The organism is Rhizobium ruizarguesonis (assembly GCF_012349115.1).
GTDB classification, from domain to species: Bacteria; Pseudomonadota; Alphaproteobacteria; order Rhizobiales; family Rhizobiaceae; genus Rhizobium; species Rhizobium ruizarguesonis.
Map to the genome: position 1 here is coordinate 1 of NZ_PQIG01000153.1, position 3,054 is coordinate 3,054.

Consider the following 3,054-nt stretch of genomic DNA (forward strand, 5'->3'; position numbering starts at 1 on the left):
CCAATCCGCAAAAACAAAACCCGCCGAAAAATCGACGGGTTTGTCAGCGGTCTGAGGCCGGCGATTTGCCGGCCTTTTTGTATTGTTGGTTTGGGATGCCGCACCGTCTCCCGGCCCTTCGCTTTGGGCTCAGGGCGTTCGTCGCTGCAATCGATTCGCTGGATCGATTGCTCGGGCTGCGCCCGACCGCTCCTCACCCATTCCCGATCAGGATACCGGCGCCGAGCACCAGGCCGCCGCCGAGCACCACCTGGAAGGCGGCGCGCAGGAAGGGGGTTTCCATGTAACGGTTCTGGATGAAGGCGATCGCCCAGAGCTCGAAGAAAACGACGACGGCGGCGGTGATCGTTGCCGTCCAGAAATGCGGGATCAGATAGGGCAGCGCGTGGCCGAGACCGCCGAGCGCCGTCATGATGCCGCAGGCAAGTCCGCGCTTGATCGGCGAGCCTCTGCCGGAGATCTTGCCGTCGTCATGGGCGGCCTCGGTGAAGCCCATCGAAATGCCGGCGCCGACGGAGGCTGAAAGGCCGACGAGGAAGGTCTGCCAGGTATCTTGCGTTGCGAAGGCGGCGGCGAAGATCGGCGCCAGCGTCGAGACCGAGCCGTCCATCAGCCCGGCAAGACCCGGCTGCACATAGGTCAGCACGAATTGCCGATGCACCGTCGCGTCCTCGTCGTGCTTGACGTCTTCGGGCGTATGTTTGTCGCCCAGCATGCGGGCGATATCCTCATGCCCCTGTTCGGCAAGGGCGAGATCACCGAGAAGCTGGCGCGTCGATGCGTCGGAGGTCCGTTTTGCCGCCTCGACATAGAAACGATAGGCCTGCTCCTCCATCGCCTCGGTTTCCCTGCGCATCGCATCCAGCGAAAGGTTTGCCCTGAGCCAGTCCGGCTTGCGCTCGTAGAAGCCCTCCACATGCTCGCGCCGGATCAACGGAATGCGCTCGCCGAAACGCTGACGATGGATCTCGATCAACGACTTGCGATGCGTATCCTCGACCTCGGCCATGTCCTCGAAGACCTTGGCCGAGGCCGGAAATTCGCGGCGCAGCCTGTCGGCATAGGCAAGATAAATGCGGGCATCGTCTTCCTCGGAGGCGATCCCAAGGGCAAGGATTTCCTGCTCGGACAGCGAGTCGAAAGATCGTTTCGAGGATCTGAAAAACCGCGCCAGCATGACTCTCTCCAATTTTTTAGAATAATTCTAAATCTAAAGAACCGTGCGATGCCGGTCAAGTGCGTACGGCAAGCTGGCTGACAGATTGCCGCAAGCGGCACGGACGACTTTGGCGCAGTGGCATAAACACCTATATGAGAGGGCGCCGCATCACGCGGCGCCGGGGTTTTGGAATGGACAATGACATTCAGGGCCGCCCTGCTCATGTCGCGGCGATCCGCGAAAGGGCGGAAGCGGAGATGCGGGACATGGGCGTCGACGCGGCCTTCATCGACAGGCTGGTCGAGACCTTTTACGCACGCGTGCTAACGCATCCCGATCTCGGCCCGGTGTTCGACGCCAAGCTGTCCGGGCGCTGGCCGCAGCATATGACGAAGATGAAGAGCTTCTGGTCGGCCGTTGCCTTTCGCAGCGGCGCCTATGGCGGCAAGCCGGTGCAGGCGCATACTCATGTGGCCAACCTGACGCCTGATCTCTTCCCGAAGTGGCTGTCGCTGTTTGCTGCAACGCTCGACGACATCGCCCCGTCGCCGGAGGCCAAGGCCTGGTTCATGGCGACGGCGGAACGGATCGCCAAGAGCCTGGTGCTGTCGCTGTTCTACAATCCGGCACTCGACGATCCCACGCGCAAACCCGCCTGATCTCAGGCCCTTTCCGCCGAGGCGGTGGCGCCGGCGCTGGCCGCCACGACGAGCGCCGTTCCCAGCATCTGCAGCACGGTCATCGGCTGGGCGAGGATCAGAAAGCCGGCAAGGGCGCCGATCGCCGGTTCGAGGCTCATCAGGATACCGAAGGAAGCCGCCGGCATGCGCCGCAGCGCCACCATCTCCAGCGCATAGGGCAGGAGCGGCACGAGGATGGCGAGGCCAAGGACCTCGACCAGTCCCCTCAGCGTGAAGGCGCCCGCCGTCTCCACCAGACCGAAGGGGGTTGCGACGAGGCCGGCGACGAGCAGCGACATCGAGAGACCTTCCAGCCCCTTGAAGGCAGCGCCGACCTTCTTCGTTAGCAGGATATAGACCGCCCATCCCACAGCCGAGCCGAGGGCAAAGAGGACGCCTGAGAGATTGCCGACCCAGCCTTCGCCGTCATGGGCGAGGAAGAGAATGCCGGCAGCAGCAATCAACGGCCAGGTGAGCCGCCAGGTCAGGCCATAACCGAAGACAGCGACCGAGAGCGGCCCGAGGAAATCGATGGCGATCGCCAGACCGAGCGGCAGCCGCTGGATCGCCGCGAAGAAGCAGAGCGTCATGGCAGCGGTCGTCGTGCCGAGCAGCAACGTCGCCCGCCATTGGGCGCTGGTATAACGCAGCACCGAAGGCCTGACGACGACGGCAAGGATGATCGCCGCAAAAGCAAGCCGCAGCCAGGTAGCGCCGGCAACGCCATAGGTCGCAATGGCTGACGACGACAGTGCCGCACCGAACTGGATCGACGACATCGACATCAGGCACATCACGACCCCGGCCGCCAAGCCGCCCGAAGCCGGCGATAAGCCCGGCTGCGCAATCAAGGCTGCGCCATCCGTCCCGGTCTCGATATTCTTGATGTCCATGTGGCCCCCGATCCTGGCGCGGTTTTAAGCTGAAGACAGGGGAGAACCAAATTCAAACTTTTCATGCCGGGATCAAGAGCGCTGATGCTGAGGAATGCTAAGGATTGGCCGGCGGCGCGGGATTGAGCCGGTGGCAGCCCCTCATCCGCCTGCCGGCACCTTATCCCCGCAGGCGGGGCGAAGGGACCATGCCGCGACCTCTCCGTTCCCCACTCGCTCTCGCGGGGCACGTCCCCTCTCCCCGTTTTTACGGGGAGAGGGTTAGGGTCATATGCGCTAGGTTAGGCGGGCGCGGAGATCGTCGCATTGTTTTCGGCGTCGT

Annotated in this window: 3 protein-coding genes; 1 reads left to right on the plus strand and 2 read right to left on the minus strand. The window is 63.3% G+C overall.

What is annotated here, in order from left to right; genetic code table 11:
• Nucleotides 1-193: 193 nt before the first annotated feature.
• Nucleotides 194-1,177 carry an iron exporter MbfA gene (gene mbfA, locus C3Y91_RS37540; RefSeq protein WP_011650070.1) on the minus strand — a complete coding sequence of 328 codons (984 nt, stop codon included), beginning with the start codon at nucleotides 1,175-1,177 and terminating at the stop codon, nucleotides 194-196.
• A 173-nt stretch (nucleotides 1,178-1,350) separates the two neighbouring features.
• Between mbfA and C3Y91_RS37545 the strand changes: the two genes are divergently transcribed.
• Nucleotides 1,351-1,818: a group III truncated hemoglobin gene (locus tag C3Y91_RS37545; RefSeq protein WP_130673421.1), complete on the plus strand. Its 468-nt coding sequence runs from the start codon at nucleotides 1,351-1,353 to the stop codon at nucleotides 1,816-1,818.
• Between the two features lie 2 nt (nucleotides 1,819-1,820).
• On the opposite strand, the gene C3Y91_RS37550 is transcribed toward C3Y91_RS37545, so the two are convergent.
• Nucleotides 1,821-2,732, minus strand: a complete 912-nt coding sequence (locus C3Y91_RS37550) for an EamA family transporter (RefSeq protein ID WP_024322281.1) — start codon at nucleotides 2,730-2,732, stop codon at nucleotides 1,821-1,823.
• Between the last annotated feature and the right edge of the window lie 322 nt (nucleotides 2,733-3,054).